Origin of the sequence: Candidatus Microthrix parvicella Bio17-1, assembly GCF_000299415.1 — a bacterium.
Classification (GTDB): Bacteria; Actinomycetota; Acidimicrobiia; order Acidimicrobiales; family Microtrichaceae; genus Microthrix; species Microthrix parvicella.
In genome coordinates this window covers 35,768-56,659 of sequence record NZ_AMPG01000007.1, presented here as the reverse complement: position 1 = coordinate 56,659, position 20,892 = coordinate 35,768, and the positions used below count along the sequence as shown (strand labels likewise).

At 67.5% G+C, this 20,892-nt stretch carries 23 protein-coding genes; 4 read left to right on the top strand and 19 right to left on the bottom strand.

All coding sequences use genetic code 11. The annotated features are described in order from the left end of the window. Positions 1 to 28 precede the first annotated feature (28 nt). From MPARV_RS0118760 to MPARV_RS0118690, 15 genes are all read right to left on the bottom strand, one after another. A complete protein-coding gene (locus tag MPARV_RS0118760) occupies positions 29 to 1,696 on the bottom strand; it encodes an L-aspartate oxidase (protein ID WP_012223717.1) in 1,668 nt (555 codons plus the stop codon). Then, the gene (gene panC, locus MPARV_RS0118755) at positions 1,693 to 2,562 is read right to left on the bottom strand and encodes a pantoate--beta-alanine ligase (protein ID WP_020379339.1); all 870 of its coding nucleotides are present in this window, start codon (positions 2,560 to 2,562) and stop codon (positions 1,693 to 1,695) included. The genes MPARV_RS0118760 and panC overlap by 4 nt, the downstream gene beginning before the upstream one ends. Then, a complete protein-coding gene (locus tag MPARV_RS0118750) occupies positions 2,550 to 3,359 on the bottom strand; it encodes a Rossmann-like and DUF2520 domain-containing protein (RefSeq protein ID WP_012223713.1) in 810 nt (269 codons plus the stop codon). Before MPARV_RS0118750 ends, panC begins: the two co-directional genes overlap by 13 nt. A gap of 32 nt (positions 3,360 to 3,391) precedes the next feature. Next, on the bottom strand, positions 3,392 to 3,838 hold the full coding sequence (folK, locus tag MPARV_RS0118745) for a 2-amino-4-hydroxy-6-hydroxymethyldihydropteridine diphosphokinase (protein WP_012223711.1): 447 nt from the start codon (positions 3,836 to 3,838) through the stop codon (positions 3,392 to 3,394). Next, the gene (folB, locus tag MPARV_RS0118740; RefSeq protein ID WP_020379338.1) at positions 3,835 to 4,215 is read right to left on the bottom strand and encodes a dihydroneopterin aldolase; all 381 of its coding nucleotides are present in this window, start codon (positions 4,213 to 4,215) and stop codon (positions 3,835 to 3,837) included. Before folB ends, folK begins: the two co-directional genes overlap by 4 nt. 7 nt (positions 4,216 to 4,222) lie before the next feature. Then, positions 4,223 to 4,846, bottom strand: a complete 624-nt coding sequence (locus tag MPARV_RS0118735) for a protein-tyrosine phosphatase family protein (RefSeq protein ID WP_012223708.1) — start codon at positions 4,844 to 4,846, stop codon at positions 4,223 to 4,225. Continuing rightward, positions 4,846 to 5,676 (bottom strand): dihydropteroate synthase, encoded by an 831-nt coding sequence (folP, locus tag MPARV_RS0118730; protein WP_100221370.1) that lies wholly within the window; start codon positions 5,674 to 5,676, stop codon positions 4,846 to 4,848. Before folP ends, MPARV_RS0118735 begins: the two co-directional genes overlap by 1 nt. 155 nt (positions 5,677 to 5,831) lie before the next feature. Beyond that, on the bottom strand, positions 5,832 to 6,464 hold the full coding sequence (gene folE / locus MPARV_RS0118725) for a GTP cyclohydrolase I FolE (protein WP_012223704.1): 633 nt from the start codon (positions 6,462 to 6,464) through the stop codon (positions 5,832 to 5,834). Next, positions 6,461 to 8,299 carry an ATP-dependent zinc metalloprotease FtsH gene (gene ftsH, locus MPARV_RS0118720; RefSeq protein WP_012223702.1) on the bottom strand — a complete coding sequence of 613 codons (1,839 nt, stop codon included), beginning with the start codon at positions 8,297 to 8,299 and terminating at the stop codon, positions 6,461 to 6,463. The genes folE and ftsH overlap by 4 nt, the downstream gene beginning before the upstream one ends. 9 nt (positions 8,300 to 8,308) lie before the next feature. Beyond that, positions 8,309 to 8,914, bottom strand: a complete 606-nt coding sequence (gene hpt, locus MPARV_RS23970) for a hypoxanthine phosphoribosyltransferase (RefSeq protein ID WP_012223700.1) — start codon at positions 8,912 to 8,914, stop codon at positions 8,309 to 8,311. 46 nt (positions 8,915 to 8,960) lie between these two features. Beyond that, a complete protein-coding gene (locus MPARV_RS25740; protein WP_020379336.1) occupies positions 8,961 to 9,905 on the bottom strand; it encodes a tRNA lysidine(34) synthetase in 945 nt (314 codons plus the stop codon). After that, complete coding sequence (locus MPARV_RS0118705) at positions 9,902 to 11,032, bottom strand: zinc-dependent metalloprotease (protein WP_020379335.1); 1,131 nt, start codon at positions 11,030 to 11,032, stop codon at positions 9,902 to 9,904. Before MPARV_RS0118705 ends, MPARV_RS25740 begins: the two co-directional genes overlap by 4 nt. 42 nt (positions 11,033 to 11,074) lie before the next feature. After that, complete coding sequence (locus MPARV_RS25020) at positions 11,075 to 11,212, bottom strand: hypothetical protein (RefSeq protein ID WP_012223694.1); 138 nt, start codon at positions 11,210 to 11,212, stop codon at positions 11,075 to 11,077. Positions 11,213 to 11,289: 77 nt separating this feature from the next. Then, positions 11,290 to 11,577: an anti-sigma factor family protein gene (locus MPARV_RS0118695; protein WP_012223692.1), complete on the bottom strand. Its 288-nt coding sequence runs from the start codon at positions 11,575 to 11,577 to the stop codon at positions 11,290 to 11,292. Further along, positions 11,574 to 12,143 (bottom strand): sigma-70 family RNA polymerase sigma factor, encoded by a 570-nt coding sequence (locus tag MPARV_RS0118690; RefSeq protein WP_012223690.1) that lies wholly within the window; start codon positions 12,141 to 12,143, stop codon positions 11,574 to 11,576. The genes MPARV_RS0118695 and MPARV_RS0118690 overlap by 4 nt, the downstream gene beginning before the upstream one ends. Positions 12,144 to 12,804: 661 nt before the next feature. Between MPARV_RS0118690 and MPARV_RS0118680 the strand changes: the two genes are divergently transcribed. From MPARV_RS0118680 to MPARV_RS0118665, 4 genes are all read left to right on the top strand, one after another. Next, positions 12,805 to 13,347 carry a hemerythrin domain-containing protein gene (locus tag MPARV_RS0118680; RefSeq protein ID WP_012223686.1) on the top strand — a complete coding sequence of 181 codons (543 nt, stop codon included), beginning with the start codon at positions 12,805 to 12,807 and terminating at the stop codon, positions 13,345 to 13,347. Positions 13,348 to 13,443: 96 nt separating this feature from the next. Next, a complete protein-coding gene (locus MPARV_RS0118675) occupies positions 13,444 to 14,457 on the top strand; it encodes a TIGR03617 family F420-dependent LLM class oxidoreductase (protein WP_012223684.1) in 1,014 nt (337 codons plus the stop codon). A gap of 144 nt (positions 14,458 to 14,601) precedes the next feature. Further along, positions 14,602 to 15,291, top strand: coding sequence for a TetR/AcrR family transcriptional regulator (locus MPARV_RS23160; protein WP_012223682.1), 690 nt, complete (start codon positions 14,602 to 14,604; stop codon positions 15,289 to 15,291). Next, entirely contained in the window at positions 15,275 to 16,372 is a 1,098-nt protein-coding gene (locus tag MPARV_RS0118665; RefSeq protein ID WP_012223680.1) for an Rv3169 family protein, read from the top strand. The genes MPARV_RS23160 and MPARV_RS0118665 overlap by 17 nt, the downstream gene beginning before the upstream one ends. A gap of 241 nt (positions 16,373 to 16,613) precedes the next feature. Here MPARV_RS0118665 and MPARV_RS0118660 read toward each other — a convergent pair whose 3' ends face one another. The 4 genes from MPARV_RS0118660 to MPARV_RS0118645 form a co-directional block, all read right to left on the bottom strand. Beyond that, the gene (locus MPARV_RS0118660; RefSeq protein WP_157789733.1) at positions 16,614 to 16,805 is read right to left on the bottom strand and encodes a hypothetical protein; all 192 of its coding nucleotides are present in this window, start codon (positions 16,803 to 16,805) and stop codon (positions 16,614 to 16,616) included. Between the two features lie 593 nt (positions 16,806 to 17,398). After that, positions 17,399 to 17,668, bottom strand: coding sequence for a GxGYxYP domain-containing protein (locus tag MPARV_RS0118655; RefSeq protein WP_157789732.1), 270 nt, complete (start codon positions 17,666 to 17,668; stop codon positions 17,399 to 17,401). 25 nt (positions 17,669 to 17,693) lie between these two features. After that, the gene (locus MPARV_RS23155) at positions 17,694 to 18,905 is read right to left on the bottom strand and encodes an alpha/beta hydrolase family protein (RefSeq protein ID WP_157789731.1); all 1,212 of its coding nucleotides are present in this window, start codon (positions 18,903 to 18,905) and stop codon (positions 17,694 to 17,696) included. Between the two features lie 292 nt (positions 18,906 to 19,197). After that, the gene (locus tag MPARV_RS0118645; RefSeq protein ID WP_020379331.1) at positions 19,198 to 20,823 is read right to left on the bottom strand and encodes an MFS transporter; all 1,626 of its coding nucleotides are present in this window, start codon (positions 20,821 to 20,823) and stop codon (positions 19,198 to 19,200) included. Positions 20,824 to 20,892 lie beyond the last annotated feature (69 nt).

Sequence of the window (20,892 nt, the reverse complement as noted above, 5' to 3'; positions counted from 1 at the left end):
TGGTCAGGGACGCCCGGTCGCCGGGCGATCAGCCGCCGATGAGCAGTCGCACTCGGAAGTCGTCGAGTCGGTCGGGGAAGTCCTCGCGGGTGTGACACCCCCGACTTTCCCGGCGGGCGAGCGCCACGTCGATCATGGCCACGCCCAGGTCGGCCAGGTTGCGGACCTCCTCGGCGGCCTGGGTGCGAGCCCTGCCCGCCAGTTCGGCACCGACCGCCTCCAATTCGGATCGGGCATTGGCAAGGCTCTCTCCCGAGCGCAACACTCCGGCGCCCACCGTCATCGCCCGTTGGATGCGGCCGCGCAGATCGGCGACCACCTGCCCTGCGTCGGCTGCGGGTTGAGCGGCTGAACCGTCGGCGGCATCGGGCGGAGGCCAGTTGGGAACCGGACTGGTGGGAATCGGGACGGCCCGTCCCCCGATGTCCGCACCAGCTTCGGCGGTTTCGGTACCTCCGGCCGGCTCACTCGCACCACCGGCCTTGTTGCCGAGCAGCGTGCGCATGGCGCCGGTGGAACGAGCCCCCCGGCGGCCCGCTGCCACCGCCTCCACCACCCGAGGACCAAACACCATGCCCTCCAGCAACGAGTTGGACGCCAGGCGGTTGGCACCGTGCACGCCGCTGCAGGTGGTTTCACCTGCTGCCCACAGACCGGGCAGCGACGTGGCTCCATCGAGATCGGTGAGGATGCCGCCACATTGGTGGTGCGCCGCAGGCGCAACCGGCAGCCAGTCCTTGGCCGGGTCGAGCCCCTCCTGAGTGAGATCGTCGGCGATGGTGGGGAACCGAAGGGCGAAGTCCTCCAGCACGGTGGCGTCCAGCCACAGGTGATCCATGTTCTGGTCGAGCATGGTGCGGGTCATCGCCCGGCTGACCACGTCGCGCGGCTTCAGTTCGTCGACGAAGCGCTCGCCGTCCCGGTCACGAAGGAGCGCCCCATGGCCGCGTAGCGCCTCGGACAGCAACGGCCGCGGCATGGACGGCAACGCCAGCGCCGTTGGATGAAACTGGAAGAACTCGAAGTCGGCCACCACCGCACCCGCCCGCATGGCCATGGCCACGCCATCACCGGTAGCCACGCTTGGATTGGTGGTGATCCAGAACAGCTGCCCGGCACCACCTGTGGCCAGGAGGACGTTACGTGCCGCCACCGAGAACGGCCGCCCATCCGCGTCCAGGGCCGACACGCCGGTCACTTCCGAGCGGTCGGCCGACAACACCAGGTCGGTGGCGAAGGACTGCTCGTGGATCGCCACCGCGGTGGCCTGCACCGCGTGCACGAGGGCACGCTCGATCTCCATGCCGGTGGCAGCGCCACCCGCATGGAGGATGCGGGGCACGCTGTGACCGCCCTCCCGGGCCAGCAGGTACTCACCCTGCTCGTCCACATCGAACACGGCGCCAAGCGCAATCAGTTCCTGCACCCGCCGGGGTCCCTCGTCAACCAGCACCCGCACGGCCGAGGGGTCGCACAACCCGCCACCGGCCGCCAAGGTGTCGGCCAGGTGCAGGTCGAGTTCTTCGGGATCCCTCGACAGCGCCGCCGCCACACCGCCCTGGGCCCAGCGGGTGGTGGCCTGTTCCAACTCGCCTTTGGTGAGCACGCCCACCGACAGCCCCGCCTCGGCGCCTCGTACCGCAGCCGACAGGCCGGCCACGCCGGAGCCCAGCACCAGAAGATCGAGTTCGTTCATGTGTGGTCTCCAAGATCATGGGGAGGCAGAGCCGCCACATTGTCGAGCAATCGGGGGATGCCGAACTGTGCGGCGGCCAGGAGGCGCACGGGTACTGCAATCGTCTCAATCGGTCGCATCGTCGCCGGGTCGACCACGTCGGCGTAGTCGAACGCCGCCAGTGGCTCGGATCGGATTCGGTTCTCGATCAAAGCACGAACCACGTCCGCCCGGCGCTCCCCGGCGTGCACGACGTCGGCGGCCTCGAGTAGCGCCCGGTGCAGCACCGGCGCCGCAGCCCGTTGTTCGGAGGTGAGATAGACGTTGCGGCTGGAGCGGGCCAGGCCGTCGGGTTCCCGAACGATCGGGCACCCCAGCACTTCAACGGGGAGGGACAGGTCGGCCACCAGGCGGGTGACAACGGCCAACTGCTGAAAGTCCTTCTCGCCGAAGTACGCACGGCACCGCCCGGCAATTGCAAACAGCTTGGTCACCACGGTGGCCACCCCGGAGAAGTGAGTCGGGCGCGATGCCCCCTCCAAGCGGTCTCCCAGGGCTGCCACGCTCACGGTGGTCAACGGCGAATCCGGGTACATCTCACCGTCGCCCGGCACGAACACCCACGCGGCCCCGGCGGCCCCGGCTGCGGCCAGGTCGGCCTCGATGGGACGAGGATAGGCATCGAGGTCTTCACCCTCGGCGAACTGCAACGGATTGACGAAGACAGTGACCAACGTGTCGCATCCGTCGGCGATGGCGGCTTCGATCAGGCTGACGTGCCCTTCGTGCAGCGCGCCCATGGTGGGTACCAGCCCCACGACGTGACCCGACGCCCGTGCCTCACCGGTGCGAGCCCGCACCTGGTCGATCGTGGTCAGGACCTCCACGGTGGAGCACTCCCCTGGTTGGTTGCGGCATGAAGCGTAGGCCACGCCAGGCGCAGCGCCTGGAGCGCAAGCGCCTCATAGGCAGCACGCTCGTCGGACGGCAGCACCTCGAGGTGGGCCGCAACCGTGGCCCAGTCGCCACGAGCCACCGGGCCGGTCAAGGCCGTGGCGGCGCCGCGGCGCCGCACCTGATCGAGGGCCCCGGCCGCCAGCTCGAACATCGCCTCAGCCGGTACTCCGACAGAGGCCGCCAGCCGTTCGACCTGGCCCATGAGCGCCACCAGGTTGTTGGCGGCGACGGCTGCCGCCGCGTGATAAGTCACCCGGTCGCTGTCGGCCACCCGAAATGCTTGCCCATCAAGCGCCGCTGCAACCGAGCCGATCAACGCATCGCCGGCCAGCGCCATCCAGGCACCTCGCAACGCTGCGCCACCGTCGGGACCGGCGGGTACCGACACCAACGGGTGCAGGCTTGCCCGACGCTCGTGGGGCGCCAACGCCTCAAGAGTGAGTGCTCCGGCCGTGTGGGCCACCACCGAAGCGCCGGTACCGCCACCCGTCTCTGTTCTCAACGCGGCTCCGCTCGCCGGTCGCACGGCTGCCGCCACCTCAGCGACAGCGCTGTCCGGCACGCACAGCACCAGCAGCGACACACCCTGCGCTGCGCCGGGCACATGGGGGCCACGTCCCGGTAGTGCCTCCACCGACCAGCCCGCCGCCGACAGCGCGCCGGTCAAGGCCGTGCCCATGCGACCGCGGCCCAACACCCTCACGGTTGGAGCCGGCGTCTTCATCATCAGGCCGGCGAGATCATGACGAAACCGGCCGATTACAGCGGGTCGGCCAGGGCCACCCGGCCCTCGGCCAGCTGAACATCGGACTCCGACACCAGGTCCGGCGCCAGGTCACGCATCGGCGCCAAGACAAAGCGACGGTTCTTCCAGCTGGCATGCGGGATGGTGAGGTCCGGGTCATCCAGCTCGACGCCGTCCATCCAGATGATGTCGATGTCGAGGGTGCGGGGCCCCCAGCGTTCGCCGCGGACCCGGTCGGCTGCCCCCTCCAACCGGTGGCACATGCCCAACAACTCGATGGGACGCAGCTCGGTGTCCATCTCGACCACCAGGTTGAGAAAGGTGCCCTGTTCCGGACCCCCCACCGGTGAGGTCTCGTAGACCGGCGAGACCGCAACCAGGTCGGGTAACGACTCAACCGCCCAACGCAGCGTCGCACGACTGTCGCCCAGGTTGGAGCCCAGGCCAAGGAACGTTCTCATCGAACCGAGCCATCGCGCCGGCGGGTGATACGGACCCCGGCGGAAGCCAGGTCGTGGGGCACCGGCGGCCGCAGCTTGGCCACCGACACCGTCACTTCGCTCACCCGGTCAGCCGTGAGCACGGTGTTGGCAACCCGCGCCGCCAACGCCTCCAACAGGTCGTGATGGCCGGACGAGCATGCCGTGACAACCGCATCGGTGATGGCGCCGTAGTCGACCGTGTCGTCCAGCGCGTCGCTGTACCCAGCTGCCGCCAAATCGCAGCTCAGGGTCAGGTCGAGCTCTAGCGGTTGTGCCCGCTCGCGCTCCTCGGGCAGCACGCCCACTGAAGCCATGACGCGCAGGCCCCGCAGCTCGATTCGATCGTTCTCCGCCATGGTGATCTCAGCCTTCGTCTTGCCCGGCTGCGCCCTCGGCCGAGGTCTCGGTTGCCTCCTCGGCCGTTCCTTGGTCATCGCCGGTGGGCTCAGTTGTGGGCTCGGCCTTCGGCCGTGGCGGCAGCGGCTGATCCCGAATCTCCACCGCGATGGTCACCAGATCGCGGCCGCGGGGGCCCAGTCGTCGGCCCACGATCTGTTCGGTCACCGCCGTGGCCTTGTGGGTCTCGGGCACCAGGTTTGACCACACGACATACCCGGCCATCAAGCCGACGAGTGAGTCACTCACCTCCTCCTGGTGAAAAAGGACGGCGTTGCCCGCATCGACGTGGGCCTGCAGGTCCTCGTAGATCGTCTGGAGGTAACGGGGCGCATCGTCAGCGCGGGGGAAGGGCCGGTGCAGCCACTTCACCCCCAACTCGTCATAGTTGTGCAGGTTGTGGGGACTGGCCGACAGGCTGACCACGTGGTGGAAACCCTGCTCCCGGATCCAGATGATCTCCTCCTGGCGGCGCACCTTGCGGTGGCTGTCGCCATACCCGCCCGGACGCTCACAGACCGCCAAGCGATCGGTGATGACCCAATGAAAATTGCGGGGCGTGATGCCCTGTGCCCATTTGCCCTTCGGCATCAGCACTCCTTAACGGTGTAGTGCGAGGCAAGTGCCCCGTCGTGAATGAAGTTTGTGCCGCGAGCTGCGGCGATGGCCTCGACCGTCAGGGCCACGTCGTGGACCCTCAGCATCTCGACGCCGGCGGTGGCGGCCCACACAGCAGTGGCCAGGGATGCCTCCAGGCGATCCTCGGTCGGAGGGTCGAAGGCCGCCGGATCGATGAGACGATCGGCCTGGCCACTGAGGATGCCCAGACTGGACTTACGGCTGGTGCCCAGCGCCACAGGCCAACCGGTCGTCACCAGCTGGTCGAGGTGCGCCAGCAGGTCGAGGTTGCCGTCGAGATCCTTGCCAAACCCGATGCCGGGGTCGATCCACACCCGTGGTGCCCCGGCGCTCAGGGCGTCCTCAGCTGCGTCGACCAGCGAGGAGGTCACCTCGTCGACAACATCGACGTAATGGACGTGGCGGGCCATCACCGACGGATCGGCCGGGCTGTGCATCGCCACCCAACCCACACCCAGGTCTGCGGCCACCCGCCCCAGGGAGGCGCCAACATCGTTCAGTATCGTCGCCCCGGCGGCAACGGCGGCGCGTGCCACCGCCTCGTGTCGGGTGTCGATGGACACCGTGACCTTCTCGCTGAGTTGTTCCACCACGCCGAGCACCCGGGCGAGCTCGGCATCGACCGAAACCGGCTCTGCCCCAGGTCGGGTGGATTCCCCGCCCACGTCGATCACGTCGGCGCCTTCAGCAACCAGGCGAAGCCCGTGGGCCACCGCATCGTCTGCGTCGAGATACGAGCCGCCATCGGAGAAGGAATCGGGGGTGACGTTGACAATTCCCATCACCGTCAGGGTCGCCATGGGTTCTACACGCCGGCCGACCAGGGTCTCCCCGAGGGCGCGCTGAGATGGGGATCCCTGGGATGTCACCGGGACAGACTACGACGCTTTGGTGAGCCCGCGAAACGGCGTGCCGCCCGTCATGGTTGCGCCGATGCTCAGCCGATCAGGCCCATTGCCTCGGCCCGAGCCGCGACGTCGGTTCGGAACAGGCCCCGGACCGCCGACGTCACGGTGGTGGCACCCGGCGACCGCACGCCCCGCATCGCCATGCACAGGTGTTCGGCCTCGACCACCACCAGCACCCCTCGGGGGGCCAGCACCTCCTCGATGCCCTCGGCGATCTGCGTGGTCAGGCGCTCTTGCACCTGGGGCCGTCGGGCATAGCCCAGCGTCAAACGAGCAAGCTTGGACAGCCCCGTGATGCGGCCCTCCTCGTTGGGAATGTAGGCCACGTGTGCCCGACCAAAGAAGGGCACCAGGTGGTGCTCGCACAGCGAGTGGAATGCGATATCGCGCACCATGATCATCTCGTCGTGATCGGCATCGAAGGTGGTACGCAGGTGACGCCGTGGGTCTTCGTGAAGTCCGCCGCACACCTCGGCGTACATGCGGGCCACCCGTGCGGGCGTATCCAGGAGGCCGTTGCGCTCGGCGTCTTCGCCGATCGCATCGAGCAGCTCTCGCACCGCTGCCTCGACGCGGGGAAGATCCACCGATGTGGGTCCCGGGGCGGTCTCTGGGTCGGGCACTTCCAAGGGGCCCGGGCTGGTCGTGTGGTCGTCGATCATGGAGTTCCTCCCGGTTGGTCGGTGACAGATTCGTTGTTCAACGGGTCTTTCAGCAGCCCGTCCAGCTCTTCGCCGGTCACGGTCTCCTGCTCCACCAGGCGTTTCGCCAGCCGATCGAGCATGCCCCGGTGCACACCAAGCAACTCGGTGGCCCGATGCGACGCCTCGGTGACCATCCTGCTGATCTCTGCGTCCACTTGGGCGGCAACCTCGTCGGACAGCTTCACTCCGTGCGGATCGCGTCCGGCCACCTGCGGTTCATCACTACCAAAGTGCAATGGCCCCAGCCGCTCGCTCATGCCGAATTCGGTCACCATGCGCCGAGCCAGGTCGGTGACCTGCTCGATGTCGTCTGCGGCGCCGGTGGTGATCTCTCCGAACACCAACTCCTCGGCCACCCGCCCACCCAGCGTCATCACCATACGGTCGTTGAGCTGAGCTCGCGAGGTGAGGTAGCGATCCTCCTCCGGCAGGGACAGCGTCCAGCCCAGCGCCTGCCCCCTGGCCACGATCGACACTCGATGCACCGGGTCGGTGTGGTCGAGCACCCGACCCAGCACCGCGTGCCCGGCCTCGTGATAGGCGATGGTGAGCTTGTCGGCCTCCGACATCACCCGGCTGTGACGCGCGGGGCCCGCCATCACCCGGTCGATCGCCTCGGTCAGGTCGGCTTCGGAAACCTCGTTGCGCCCCTCCCGGGTGGTCAGGATGGCAGCCTCGTTGACCACGTTGGCCAGGTCGGCGCCGGTGAAACCGGGGGTACGTCGGGCGAGTACCTCCAGGTTGACCCCGTCGGCGAACGGCTTGCCCTTCGTGTGCACCTTGAGGATGGCAAGGCGACCGGCCAGGTCGGGAAGGTCCACCACCACCTGACGATCGAAGCGCCCGGGACGAAGCAGCGCAGGGTCGAGGATGTCGGGCCGGTTGGTCGCCGCCATCAGGATCACACCGGTGGTCGGATCGAACCCGTCCATCTCCACCAGCAGCTGGTTGAGGGTCTGCTCGCGTTCGTCGTGGCCGCCACCCACGCCGGCACCCCGGTGCCGGCCGACCGCATCGATCTCGTCCACGAAGATGATCGCCGGTGCGTCCGCCTTGGCCTGCTTGAACAGGTCCCGCACACGACTGGCACCAACTCCGACAAACATCTCGACGAAGTCCGACCCGGACAGCGACATGAACGGAACCCCGGCCTCCCCCGCCACCGCGCGAGCCAGCAGCGTCTTGCCGGTGCCAGGCGGGCCGAACAGCAGCACACCCTTGGGAATGCGGGCGCCCATCGCAGCGAAGCGATCCGGGTCGGACAGAAAGTCTCGGATCTCCGACAGTTCGGCCACGGCCTCGTCGGCCCCGGCCACGTCGGCGAAGGTCACCTGGGAGTCCACGGTTCGGGTCTTGGAACCCGAGCGCCCGATGCGGAGCCCACCGATGCCCCCACCCTGCATGTTCATCATGAAGTAGAGAAACGCTCCGAGCACCAGCACGGTGGGCCCCACGTTCAACAGCAGGTCCTCCCACCATGACGACTTGGCCGTGTCCACCTTCAGTTCAGCGCCGCTGCGACTGATCAGCCGTGCCAGATCGTCGGACCCTTCGGTGGTCACTGAAGCGGTGAACTCCGTGCCGTCCTCCAGCTTTCCGGTGACCTGTCCCTGAGCCGAGTGCAGCGTGGCCTCTTCGACGTCACCGGAGTCGACCCGGTCGATCAACTGGTCGTAGCGCAGTTCCTTGGGATCGCTGCCCAACAGTCGGATCAGCACCAGGGTCACCACCAGGGCGACCACGACGACACCCGCTGCAACGATCAGTTGTTGGCGACGCTTCTTCGCTGGCATGTGGTTGCGCTACTGACCCGGGCCGACATAGGCGGCGATGTGACCAAGGTTGCGATACCGCTGGTTGGCGTCCAGCCCATATCCGACGACGAAGGCGTCGTCGTCGATTTCGAAGCCGACGAACGTGACGTCCTGGGCGGCGACGTCGACGGATCGACGGGCCAGCAGCGTGCAGACCTCAAGGCTGGCCGGGCCCCGCGCCGCCAGATTTTTCCGCAGGTAGCGAAGGGTGAGGCCGGTATCGACGATGTCCTCCACCAGGATGACGTCGCGGCCGCCCAGGTCTTGCTCAAGATCCTTGACCAACCGAACCACCCCGGAGGTGCGCGTGGCCGACCCGTAGCTGGACACGGCGATGAAGTCGATGGTCAGCGGCAGGTCGATCGCCCGCATCAGGTCGGTGAGAAACACCAGCGATCCGCGGAGCACGCCCACCAACAGCGGCGGGCGATCGGCGTAGCGGCGGGTGATCTCCGCACCCAATTGCGAGACGCGCTCAGCGATCTGCTCGGCGCTGATCAGGGTGGGGCCGATGTTGGGATCCGCGCTCGGTGGCGGCAGTGCCGCGGCGCTGCTGCTGGTCGCTGGACGGTTGCCCTCGGGGGTGCCGGTCACGCGGGGCAACCTAACGCCACTCGGCGAGGGGGACCTACTGCAACCTTCACGGCAACCGTCCAGGGTCGCGCTCAAGGCGCAACCGACCTGCGGTGCGGGCCACCCTCCACCCGTTTGCCACGTCGGCTCGGGCCGGCCCTCGGGGATCGGCCACCTCCAAAATCCGCGCCAAAGCCCGATGGTCGGGCGGGTGGATCTCCCCGGTTTCGATGCGCCACCAGCGCCGAATCGCTGCCACGGCGACTGGACGCTCCACCGCAATGAGCCCACCGCCGTCGGTTGGATCCACCCCGGCCGACTGCTCATCCAGCAGGTTCGCCAGCTCACGCTGGTGATCGGCCAGCCGCACCAACTGTGGCACCGGGTCACGCTCGTTCAACTCCCCCAACAACGGCAGCACCTCGCGACGCACACGGTTGCGCAGGTGCTTCGGCGCAGCGTTGGTGGGGTCGTCCACGGTGCGGAGCCCCAACGCTGCGCACAACTCGACGGTCTCGGCGCGCCGCAGATCCAAGAGCGGCTTGCCAACTCCCCGGATCATGCCCGCCAGCCCCCACGGACCGGCCCCTCGCAGCATGGCCAGCACAACCCCCTCGGCCCGATCGTCGGCCGTGTGCCCGGTGGCGGCGTTGGGGCCGAGCACACCCAACCGCGCATTGCGCGCCCGCGCTTCCAGGTTGGAGCCCACGCCAACCTGAACGATGACGGTGTGGACCTGGCATCCAAGCCTGTCTGACATCTCGTCCAGGCGCGCACGATCGTCATTGCCGGGACGCAGTCCGTGCTCGACATGAACGGCATCCACCTCCAGCCCGGCCGCCAGGGCCATCACCACCAATGCCGTCGAGTCGGGACCTCCCGACCAGCCGCACCGCAACGCGTTTCCCGGCGCAGGAAACGTGCACCGGGGCAGCAACGCCTGCACCAGGTCGTGGTCCAGCAGTTCGCCACCATCGACGGACGCTAAGCCGGCGATGTGCTCCGCGCTCACCTTCGGGCTGAGGCCTTCGCCTTCCCCAGGCCGACCCTGGCCATCCACGCATCCACATCCCGGATATCGCTCAGCGTGGGCACCGTGTCGGGTGATTCGAAGGCCCGATCCAGTCCGGCTTTGCCGTGTTTGGCCTCCACGGCCTCGATGAATCGCTCGCCTTCTTCGTACTGGCGCATCTTCGCCTCAAGCCCCATCAGCTTTTGGATCAGCGACGCTGGGCCGCCGGCACTACGACGGGCCGAGAGCACCTCGTGAAAGCGCTCCGACGACGGGATGCGGTCGCCTGCGGCCCGGTTCATCACGATGTCGCCATGACCTTCAAGCAGGCTCATCAGACCGGCCAGACGGTCCATGGCGGCGCGCTGCTCGGGCCCGGCAAACAGCGCCGACAGGCCACCCTCGTCCAGCGGGTTCACCCCGGTGCGGATCGCTTCGGCAAGGCGCCCCAGTGCCGTGAAGAGCCGGGTGGGGTCGGGTTCGGCCGCGGACAACAACTCCCGCACCTGGGCAAGGAAGTAGGGCCGCAGCCACGGCACGCCGGTGAACTGCGCCCGGTGCGTCAGTTCGTGCACGCACACCCACAGGCGGAACTCACGCGGCGAAAAGCCAAACTTGCGCTCGAGCGCAAGCAGGTTGGGGCCAACCAGGTACACCAGGTCCTGATCTTCCGGATCGCCAACCACCTCGCCGCTGTTCGTCAGGCTCAATCCATCGGTCAAGGGGTCGGCGCCCGGCTCGGTCACCAGCAGGTCGTACTGGCCCAACACGCGGCGTGACATCCAGCCCAGGATCACGCCCATCTCCGCCGCGGCCACTTTGGGCGCAATGTAGGCCGACGGGCCAACCATCTTCTCCCCGACCCGATCCAGCAACGGGGCCAACAGGCGCTGGAACGAACCGATGTTGGCCTCGACCCAACCCGCCCGGTCGACAACCCGGGCTCTGGCGGCGCCCGATGCCGACGGCCAGCCGGTTTCAGCCTCGACCAGTTCTTGAGCCAGGGGCGTGAACTCGGCGATATCCGATGCCAATGTGCCGGCCCGATAGGAGTGCGCCAGCGGGTCGCTACCGGCGACCCGCTGGGCCACCCTGGACGCCATCGACCAGTCAACTGCTTCGGTCATCGCGGGTTCACCACCCGACGCGGTGGCAACAACGAGTGATCGCTAGTCGCGTGGGCCGGGATAGCGGGGCTTGACCACTGACCGGAGGTACCCGACCACCAGCGTCAGGGCCAGCAGGATGGCCGACAAGGCGAGCGTGATGGCCACCCAGTAGTGCCAGACGTGTTCCGTGGCGAGCATGTGCGCATCCTAGAGGCACGGCCGCATCATGCAACACTCGGGGTGGGATCATCTGCCGATCGTCCGTGCGATACGACTCACGCCTCGCGGCGCTGCTCGATCGAAAAGGTCTGCACCACCTCAACCAGACGGGCTCGGACCTCGTCCGGGCAGCGCACACGGCCGCGGGTGGCGATGACGTGTTTCACCCGCACCTCAAACTCGAAGACGCTCTCGCACCCCACGCAGTCGAGCAGATGGAGGTCAAGCTGGCGGCGGTCGTCCTCGGACATCTCACCGTCGACGTAGCGGTACAGCCCGTCAAGCGCGTCCTGACACGGATTGTCCGAGCCGGAGTGTGGGGGGTGGGCGGTGGGTTCGGTCATGAGAGGCTCGTCGTTGCGAGGGTGCCGGGTTCCGGGTCGGGATCGGCCAGTCGGCGTTCGACTCCAAAGGTGTGCAACGACTTCTGTAGCGCCTTTCTTCCCCGATGCAGACGGCTCATCACCGTACCGATCGGGATGTCGAGCATCTCGGCGATCTCCTTGTAGGCAAAACCCTCGACGTCGGCCAGTAGCACCGGCACGCGAAAGTTGTCCGGCAGCGCCTCGAGCGCATCGGCCACCTCGCCCTCGGTGAACAGATCCATCAGCTCGTCCTCGGCCGAGCGCCCACGCCGCGCCGCCTCCAGCCCGCCGAGGCGACGGTACAGAAACAGGTCTTCCACGTCGGCCAGGTCGGACTCGTCCGGTCGCCGCTGCTTCGCCCGATAGGTGTTGATGTAGGTGTTGGTCAGAATCCGAAACAGCCAGGCGCGCAGGTTGGTTCCCGCCTCGAAGCGGCCGTATGCCCGGTAGCCCTTCAGGAGCGTCTCCTGCAGGAGGTCTTCTGCGTCGGCCGGGTTGCGGGTCATCCGAAGCGCTGTGGAATACAGGCTGTCCGCGAACTCCATCGCGTCTTCGGCAAAGGTGGCTTGATCGGCGATGCCCCGACCCTAACTGCCGGCTTCGGAACCGGCCGAACGCTTGGAGGGTCGATCCCAGACGCGACTCGAGGGCCTCCTCAGCGGTGGCCCTCGATCGTCAGATGATTCGGTGGACTCAGACCAGTTGATGGTCGCTACGCCGGGGCGCTGCCCGGTGATAGCTGTGACGCCGGAGCCATGTACCGCAGCGGGGGCATTTGCTTGCCATCCCTGCGGACAGGCCCTGGCACCAACGACACGCCGTTGTGTCATTCATGGTGCTTGACCTCCTGGTCAGATGTGTTGCTCATCACCTTACGGCGTCGATTGTTACAATTCAATGACCCCCCGGCTCAGCCGACGTAGGCCGTTCGCACTCGGCCGGGGATACAACGGCGACGGCGAGCTCGGCGACGGCACCAGCGACACCAACCGTCTCATCCCCGTGCCCGTGACCTGGCTTTGAAAGGGGGCCCACACCAGTTTGTGGCCCAGTGGTCGCCCGGGGCCTCCCGCGTGGTCGGCGACAGGTTGGGTTTGGGGTCTCCCCGAACAGCCGAGCGAGGACAGCCGCAGGGTGACAAAAAGGATTGGTGAGCGGATTGGTCGGGTACGACCACACTCCACATCACCAAGGGAGCATGAACCGATGACCGACGCCATCACCCAGCTGAAGGACGACCACGAGAAGGTCGAAAAGCTGTTCAAGAAGTACGAGGACACCACGGACCGGGCGATCAAGACCCGCCGAAAGCTCGTGGATCAGATGATCGAGGAGTTGACGATCCACGCAGCCATCGAGGAGCAGGCGTTCTACCCGATCTCCAGGGTGCTCTCCGACGAAGCACAGGATCAGACCTTGGAAGGCCTCGAGGAGCACCATCTGGTCAAGATCACCCTCGCAGAACTCGAAAAGCTGGATCCGACCGACGAGCGGTTCCATCCGAAGGTGACCGTGCTGATGGAGAACGTGCGTCACCATGTCGAGGAGGAGGAGAACGACCTCTTCCCAATGATGCGCGAAGCATTCGGCCGCAACGACATGTCCGACCTTGGCGACGCGCTCGACGAGGCTCGGTCAACCGCCCCGACCCGGCCCCATCCCGCCTCGCCGGACGCCCCGCCCGCCAACCTGGTCACCGGGCTGGTCGCAGGGATCGTCGACCGGATTCGCGACAAGCTTCCGGGCTGAGGACCAGGCCACAGAGACCGTGGCGCGAGGCTGCTGTCGCCACCGATTGAGATACGTTCAACACTGATTGACGGGGAGCACCTCTACGATCCGGCGGTGCTGATCGATGCCCTGCTCATGGCCAAGCCCCACGAAGTCTCCAGCCGGGCTGAGTCGCTCGCCGCCACGGGCATCGACGGCATCTTCACCTTCGAGGGACCACACGACGTCTTTCTTCCCTTGATCCTCGCAGCCGACACCGGCTGCCATCTCTACACCAACGTGGCCATCGCCTTTCCCCGCTCGCCCATGCACCTCGCCCACACCGCGTGGGACCTGGCCGACCTCAGCGGCGGCCGCTTCTCGCTCGGCCTCGGCAGCCAGATCAAGGCGCACGTGGAGCGGCGTTACGGATCGACGTGGTCCAGCCCCGTAGGTCGCATGCGCGAGTGGGTTGAGGCCATCCGAGCCATCGGCCGCACGTGGCAGGACGGCGATCCGCTGGAGTACGTCGGCGAGCACACCCGCCACACCCTCATGACACCGGCCTTCGAGCCCGGATCGCTGCCGTCCGGCCCGCCGCCGATCTGGCTCGGCGCGCTCGGGCCGGCCATGACCCGGCTCGCCACGACCGTGGCCGACGGCATGCTGATCCACCCGTTCACCTCCGACCGCCACCTGGCCGATGTCACCCTGCCCCGCATCCGCGCCGGTCTGGAGGCGGCCGAGCGCCCCCGCTCCGACCTCACCGTGGTGGGGCAGGCCATCGTGGCGTGCGCCACCGACCCCGCCACGCAGGCCGATGCCGACACCGCCGCACGCTGGATGATCGCCTTCTACGGCTCGACCCCCGCCTATGTCCCGGTGCTCGAGACCGAGGGGCGCGGCCACCTCCACCCCGAGCTGCGGGCGTTGTCCCGCGAGGGGCGATGGGACGAGATGGCCGCCATGGTGGACGACGACCTGCTCCACGCCGTCGTGCTCCGCGGCGATCCCGCACAGGTGGCTTCCCGGCTGGTGGCCCGGTTCGGCTACGACTTCGACCGCGTGGCCCTCAGCACCCCTGGCGGCATCACCGACGAAGCACTCTCCGCCCTCGTCACCGAAACGCGCGTGGCAACGGCCTCGTAGCTGCTGCTCCGAGGTTCGTCGGGACCGAGTCGAACCGGAACTGCTCAGCGGAGGTGGACAAGTTACACGACATCCGTTGACTATGCGACAGGTGTCGCAGATACTGGGCACATCGCAAACTCCGAGGCCTCAAGGGACCTCCCCGTGCAGGGCAACGCCACAGCCCACGTGCGCCCCTCCGACCCACGGGCCATCAGGACCCGGACGAAGCTGATGGCTGCGCTCGTCGACCTGGCAACTCGCAAGGATCTCGACGAAATCTCCATCGGCGAGTTGACCGCTGCGGCAGGGGTCAACCGGGCCACCTTCTACCTGCACTATTCCGACAAGGAGGGGCTGCTCCTCGATGCCGTCCGCGCCCTGACGGACGAGATCTCGGTCGGTGCGGCGGCCGCCTCTGGCAAAGATTTCGCCGACCCCGACCGCGCACCCCTTCATACGCTCGCCTTCTTCGCCGAGCTCGACCGGAGCGCTGCGCTGTATCGACGGGTCCTCGGACCGGCCGGGAGTCCCGCCGTCCAGGCCAGCCTTCACGACGGCCTACGACGCGCCATCACCGACGAGATCATGCACCGGTCGGCCGACCGAACCATCGATGAACGCTCAACCGAGCGCAGCGCCGCGTTTCTTACCGGCGGCGTCATCGCTGCCGCGATCGCGTGGCTCGACGACGACAAACGCGCACCAGCCACTGCGGAAGCGGCTGCCGTGTGGCGGATGGTGCTCGCATCGTCGGCCGCGCTCCAAGGCCAAACCACGCCCGGCGACCGCCAACACGTCACCGCACTCGACCAACCCATCACCCCAAGGAGTCTCAATGCCCGTCCCACTTGACGAATACCCGCTGCACCAGGTGCCGCTGTCGCTGGCACACGTCGCCAGCACCGACCGCAACGCGTATGACCGCAGCTACTTCAACGCCCACAATCGCACCGACGACCTCTTTCTGATCACCGGGTTCGGCGTGTATCCAAACCTTGGCGTCACCGACGCGTTCGCGCTCGTACGACGCGGCGACCATCAAAGCGCCGTTCACTTCTCCGATGCCCTCGGCGACAGCCGCCTCGAGCAACGCGTCGGCGCCTACCGAATCGAGGTCATTGAACCGCTGCGAAGCCTGAGGCTGGTCTGCGACGACCCCACGCTGGGCCTGTCGTTCGACCTCACGTGGGAGGGCTCATTCGCACCGGTCGACGAGCCCGCCCACGTCATGCGCATTGGACGCAAGGCGATCCTCGACGCCTGCCGCTTCGCGCAAGTGGGGACGTGGGAGGGAACACTCGCCATCGATGGCGACGACTACGCGGTCGATCCCGCCACCTGGGTCGGGACCCGTGACCGATCGTGGGGCATTCGCCCGGTTGGTGAGGCCGAACCCGCCGGCAAACCGGCCGACCAGGACCCAAGCCTCCATTGGCTCTATGTCCCTTTACGGTTCGACGACTTCGCGATCATTGTGATCGTCCAGGAGCAGCCCGACGGCTTCCGCATCCTCAACGACGCCACCCGAATCTGGGCCGATGGCCGCGTCGAACAGTTGGGCTGGCCACGGGTGGACATCACCTACAAGTCCGGCACGAGGCACCCCGAGCACGCCGTGATCGAACTCGTCACGGCAGAAGGCCCCCTCACCCTTGAGGTCGACACGCTGCTCGGCGCACACATCCACATCGGTGGCGGTTACGGCGGCGATGCCGACTGGGTCCACGGCCAGTGGAACGGCCCGAGCTTCTCCGAACGTCTCACCTACGACCTCGCCAACCCCTCGGTAGCGGACCGGATCCCGTTCGGGGTGACCGACCACGTCGCACGCGCCACCTGCGACGGCGCCGTGGGATGGGGCATGTTGGAGCACGGCTCCATCGGGCGCCACGACCCCAGCGGCTTCGCCGACCTCGGCTCGGTCGCGCCGTAGCAGCCAACCGGGTGCCGCCGCGTCGCCCGCTCGCCACGAACCGGTCGGCCAGACAAGGACGAAGAACACCAGGCCGGCGTTTGAAGCCGGTGGTGGATCCCATCGTCGATTTGGCGATCCGCAACGCCGTGGCCTCGTCCCCGGCACGGAGGAGTTGGACGTAACCCGTGTCCGAGTCGACCGCCGGTCCCGTCGCCGGGTCGAAGGTGGCCGAGAACGTGAGGGTGCCGCCTGCGTTGGGTCAGCCTTCATCCGCTCGCGTTAGGCCGGTGACCGTTGCGTCGAACTCCGCACCCGCGGTGACGTCCGGCCCGAAGGCGAGCGGGGCGAGTGCCTCGAACATGGACTGGACCGCGGCCGTGAGCAGGTCCTCATCGACGCTCACACGCCCGCCCGACGCGGTGGCGTTCGCTGGAAGGTCGTTTACGAACATGGAGTTGACGAGAAATGCGGCGACCACCGAATGGCTTCGGCGATTTCGTCGGGCTTGGTTGCCATGCCGATGCACACCGCCGGGACGTCCTCAATGAACGAGACGACCGGCGGGAGTGGTTGGAGGGGCGTGTAGTCGGCAACAGGATCGATGGGTCGTAGGCGTCGACGATCTCCGCAAGGTCGTCATCGGTGGGCCACGCGGTCAGCGGTGGATTGATCACCCAGGTTGAGCGCAGACCGGTCGCGTCGAGATCTGTACGTGACATCTTGAGGAACCGGTCGAGATCCTCCTCGCCTGCGTAAGAGGTAGGAGTACGCAGAGCCGGACGGGCCGGCGACGAGGCGAGCGCTGTCGGGCAGGTGGTCGGGGTACCAGTTCCAAATGTTGAGTGTGACCTCTGCGAGCGGCGGTGTCGTCGAGATGCCGATCGGGATGGAGCCCTCGCCGAGGTGGTCGAACTGCAACGATCGGGCGAGCGTGAGGGCGCGGCCGGGCTTTGCCGTGGCTGTGCACCGTCATGTTCACCGAATCGGTGGCCGGGATAAGCCAGTCGCCCCGCTCCGTCAGCTGCCCGACACCGAGCGCCTCGTTCACCGGTAGGCTCTCGTAGGGACCTTCGGGTCCCAGACCATCCCCTCGGTGCGGTCGAGCTGCCGGTCGAGCGCCCCGTCCGGGGAGACCTTCTCGTGTGGCACGTCGATCACATCGGCCAGCCATCTCTCTGCGGACGGGGCGACCTCGAAGTCCTGGGCGCCGCGTACTCCCACCAGGTAGAGCGTCGGGCGTTCACGGTTGACGATGCCCTGGAGCGCAGCGAACGTCCACTGCTCCCCGATGGAGAGTGCTTCAACGTCGACCACCAGCCTCGGCACATGTGGTTCATCTTCAGTGTGCGGCGGCTGCGCAGTTCGACGGTGGATCGACACCGTCCAGACGATCCGCGAGCCAACGTCGGCCGTCTTCGCCGGAAGCGGCCATCACCTCGTCGTGGTCGGCGCCAGGATAGGTGCGGTACTCCACCGTCACCCCTGCGGCACAGAGATCCTTGACCAGTCCGGCGGTGAGCTCGGCGGGCAATGACTGGTCGGCTTCGCCGTGCACGACCAGCAGCGGACCGAGAGCAGCCTTGGGATCCGAGGCGCAGCAGGTGTCCAGTACCTTGCCGAGAAGTTCGCCGACCTCAAGGCTCGCGAGCATCTCGGTTGCATCGAGGTCGGCGAATCCGGGGACTGCCTCTTCCCAGCAGCCGTGGGTCAGCAGTGCTTCGCGGGCGGTGGCTGCGGGCTGGAGCGCCACCGCCGGGTCGAGGCTCGGGTTCAACTCGGCTGCCGCCTCCAGCAGCAGCGCCGCGTAGCCCCGCCCCTCGGGGACGGCGAACATCGCAGCGGCCACGGAGCCGAGCTGAGCGGAGGGTGCTGCGACGACGGCTCCCCGGTAGTCGAGCCCCGGGAGCACCTCATCGGCACGTTGGTCGACGGCCAGGGCAGCCAGACCGCCTTCGGAATGACCCACCACCACCCACGACCGGGTCAACGGTCCCACCGCGTCAATACGGTGGGCAGCTGCGACGGAGTCGACGGTGGCGAGCGCCAACTCGTCACTCACGTGGTAGCTGTGCACCCCGGGCGTTCCCAGGCCGTGGTAGTCGGTGGCCGCCACCACAAAACCCTGATCGAGCAGCCGCCTTGCCTCCGCTGCGTAGTCGTCGTAGAAGAGGTTGCTCGTGGCGCTCGGCGCACACCGGTCGGCAATTCCCGTGGTTCCGTGGGCCCAAGCCGCCACCGGCCTCCCATCGGGGGGAGCTGAACCGTCCGGCGCCAACACCATCCCGCTCACCACGGCCGGGGTGTCCGCGGCGGTGGTTGACCGGTAGAGGATCCGCCATCCCGACGCACCGGTGAGCGGGCCTGTCAGGCTGACCGGCTCGGATCTCAGCACGGCACCCGGCTCGGCAGCTGCGATGGCCTCAGCGTCGAGCGTCGTGACGTCGTAGAACGCGGGGTCGGCGGTCGCCGCCGGGCTGGGTCCGTAGGGGCGGGGCGCCTCGGGGAGTTCCACCTCAGGTGCGCCCCAGTCACTCGGGTGCGTCGCTGGCACCTTGTACTCCGTGCCGGTGGGGCGCGTCGTCGTCGCAGCGGCGGGTTCTCCAGTTCGGTCACCGCCCCTGCCACTACATGCGACGACAGCAGTCAGCGCGGCGCCAACGGCCAGCATGGCTAGCCAATGCGGGGTCGAGCGAGACACACCAGAACGCTCATAGGTCTCCATCCGTGCGGGAGCCCGCAGCGACCCGTTACCGTGACCGACCGGCGACCAGGTCTCATCACCCGGTGCGGGTGATTGGCGAGGTCGAGGTGGGCCATCGGTGCCGGCATCGGCCGCTCGCTGGTTAGACCGCCACCGGACGTCCCGCCGCATCGTGATCACCCGATTCGGGGTCGCGCGCCGGCGACTCGTGAGGCAGCCCGCCGGTGAACGCCAGCGAAAAAAGCGCCAGCAGCGCTGCCGCCAACAACCCGGCCTTGAGCGCCTGGAGCTGGGCGGTTTCGTAGTCCTCCACGATGGCGGCGCCGGTGCGGTCGTCGATGTTGGCCTTGGCGGCCGCCGCCTCGATCTGGGATGAGTCGACAAAGTCGATGCCGGGTTGGGTCGCGACGCTCACCCGGGCGCTGACCTCGTCGGCGATCCGGGGGTCGGATTCCACCTGGTTGACGAACCCTCCGGTCAGCCCGGCCAGCACGATGGCACCGATCAGCGCCACTCCGAGCGACGAGCCGAGCTGCTGTCCGGTGTATTGCAGCCCGCCTGCCTCGCCCCGGCCGGAGGCGTCGACCGAGGACTGCACCACGTTGCCCAGCTGGGACACGATCAGGCCCATACCCACGCCGAGCACCGCCATCGACACGGCGAACCCGGCATCGCCCAGGTCCGGCTGGACCGTCGCGAGCAGCGCAACGATCGCACCGACGGTGGTTATCAGGCCGGCGCGGACGATGCCCCGAACCGGGAAGCGGCCCGACAAGCGTGACCCGACGGCGGAGGCGATGAACATCGTGATCGAAACCGGCAGCATTTTGATTCCGGTCTCCAGCGCATCCAACCCGATCACCAGCTGCAGATACAACGGGATCACGAAGAACACACCCATGAGGATGAGGTTCTGGGAAAACAGACCGATCAGCCCGGAGCGCAACGTCACAATGCGGAGCAGCCCCATGTGGACCAGCGGATCGTCACCCCGCCGCTCACGACGATGCTGCCAGGCGACGAATGCCCACAACAGCATCCCGCCGGCGGAGATCACAAATATCGTCAGCGAGAAGCCGAATACCTCGACCGGCGAGTCCTTCGGCCTGATCCATCCCCAGGTGGACGACTGCAAGGTGCCCAACACGATCGCGCCCAGGCCAGTCGCCACCAGGACGCTGCCGACGACGTCGAGCTTGGGCGGGGCGTCGCCGCTCTTCGCGTCGCCGATGAGGTGGGTCATCGACAGGACGAACAGCACCAGCACCACCTCGCCGACGAATACCACTCGCCAGGACAGCTCGGTGGTGGCCCAGCCCCCCAGGATCGGGCCGATGGCGATTCCGGCACCGGCGACCCCGCCGATCACGGCGTAGGCCACCTTGCGTGCCGAACCCTCGAAATTGCCGGCGATCAACGCCGCCAGCGCAGGTAGCACCAAGGCAGCGCCGATGCCCTCGAGGATCGACCACCCGAGCGCCAGCACCGCCACCGACGGGGCCACGGCGGTCAACGCCGAGCCGCATGCGTAAATGATCAGCCCCACGGTGAACGCCCGCCGCCGGCCGATGATGTCGCCGATCTTGCCGCCGGTAAGCATCAGCATGGCCATGACGAGGCAGTACAGGGTGATGACCGCCTGGATCGTGGTGACCGTTGTGTCAAAGTCGTGGACCAACTGGCTGATCGAAACGTTCATCACCGATTGGTCGAGCACCATCACGAACTGTGCCGTGCCGAGTGCGATCAGCGGCAACCACTTCTTCATAACCGTCTCCCCTTGCCGAGGGACCCGCTACAGCGGTCGCGCGTGCGAGACGAAGTTACCCGGCGTCCC

What these genes read in the sequence shown, in the direction of transcription:
- MPARV_RS0118695 (WP_012223692.1), bottom strand. Translation starts at nt 11,577, where the DNA reads ATGACCGAACCCACCGCCCACCCCCCACACTCCGGCTCGGACAATCCG.
- MPARV_RS0118735 (WP_012223708.1), bottom strand. Translation starts at nt 4,846, where the DNA reads ATGCCGAAGGGCAAATGGGCACAGGGCATCACGCCCCGCAATTTTCAT.
- ftsH (WP_012223702.1), bottom strand. Translation starts at nt 8,299, where the DNA reads ATGCCAGCGAAGAAGCGTCGCCAACAACTGATCGTTGCAGCGGGTGTC.
- MPARV_RS0118690 (WP_012223690.1), bottom strand. Translation starts at nt 12,143, where the DNA reads ATGGAGTTCGCGGACAGCCTGTATTCCACAGCGCTTCGGATGACCCGC.
- folK (WP_012223711.1), bottom strand. Translation starts at nt 3,838, where the DNA reads ATGAGAACGTTCCTTGGCCTGGGCTCCAACCTGGGCGACAGTCGTGCG.
- MPARV_RS0118750 (WP_012223713.1), bottom strand. Translation starts at nt 3,359, where the DNA reads ATGATGAAGACGCCGGCTCCAACCGTGAGGGTGTTGGGCCGCGGTCGC.
- folB (WP_020379338.1), bottom strand. Translation starts at nt 4,215, where the DNA reads ATGGCGGAGAACGATCGAATCGAGCTGCGGGGCCTGCGCGTCATGGCT.
- MPARV_RS0118665 (WP_012223680.1), top strand. Translation starts at nt 15,275, where the DNA reads ATGCCCGTCCCACTTGACGAATACCCGCTGCACCAGGTGCCGCTGTCG.
- folP (WP_100221370.1), bottom strand. Translation starts at nt 5,676, where the DNA reads ATGGGAATTGTCAACGTCACCCCCGATTCCTTCTCCGATGGCGGCTCG.
- MPARV_RS0118645 (WP_020379331.1), bottom strand. Translation starts at nt 20,823, where the DNA reads ATGAAGAAGTGGTTGCCGCTGATCGCACTCGGCACGGCACAGTTCGTG.
- folE (WP_012223704.1), bottom strand. Translation starts at nt 6,464, where the DNA reads ATGATCGACGACCACACGACCAGCCCGGGCCCCTTGGAAGTGCCCGAC.
- MPARV_RS25020 (WP_012223694.1), bottom strand. Translation starts at nt 11,212, where the DNA reads ATGCTCGCCACGGAACACGTCTGGCACTACTGGGTGGCCATCACGCTC.
- MPARV_RS0118680 (WP_012223686.1), top strand. Translation starts at nt 12,805, where the DNA reads ATGACCGACGCCATCACCCAGCTGAAGGACGACCACGAGAAGGTCGAA.
- MPARV_RS0118660 (WP_157789733.1), bottom strand. Translation starts at nt 16,805, where the DNA reads ATGTTCGTAAACGACCTTCCAGCGAACGCCACCGCGTCGGGCGGGCGT.
- MPARV_RS0118760 (WP_012223717.1), bottom strand. Translation starts at nt 1,696, where the DNA reads ATGAACGAACTCGATCTTCTGGTGCTGGGCTCCGGCGTGGCCGGCCTG.
- MPARV_RS0118705 (WP_020379335.1), bottom strand. Translation starts at nt 11,032, where the DNA reads ATGACCGAAGCAGTTGACTGGTCGATGGCGTCCAGGGTGGCCCAGCGG.